The 350-nt window shown below is 38.6% G+C and carries 1 protein-coding gene; it reads left to right on the top strand.

Annotated features, from left to right (window positions below):
- Positions 1 to 350 (top strand): DUF1542 domain-containing protein (locus N8M20_RS10225; RefSeq protein WP_261080518.1); only part of this gene is annotated, 350 nt, incomplete at both ends.

Below are 350 nucleotides of genomic sequence, written 5' to 3'. Positions count from 1 at the left end.
GCTAAAGAAGCAGCCAACAACGCCATCGATGAAGCAGCAAGAGCTGAAACAGAAGAAATCACAAATGATTCAAGCTTGAGTGAAGATCAAAAAGCAGCTAAGAAAGCAGAAGTAACTAAAGCTCAAGAAGATGCGAAAGCTAAGATTGCGGCAGCAACAAATAAAGACATCATCGACACTGTAAAAGCTACAGCTGATAAAGTAATTAAAGCAGTTCATACTAATGGAAGCTTAGATGATGTGAAAGCAAAAGCGAAAGCAGAATTAGAAGACGCAGCAGAAGCTGAAAAAGACGAAATCAGAAAAGATCCAAGCTTAACAGAAACAGAAAAAGCTGAGAAACTGAAAGA

The organism is Streptococcus mitis, assembly GCF_946190275.1.
Lineage (GTDB): Bacteria > Bacillota > Bacilli > Lactobacillales > Streptococcaceae > Streptococcus > Streptococcus mitis_DC.
The sequence above is the reverse complement of the archived record's forward strand: the minus strand, read 5'-3'. Positions and strand labels throughout refer to the sequence as shown.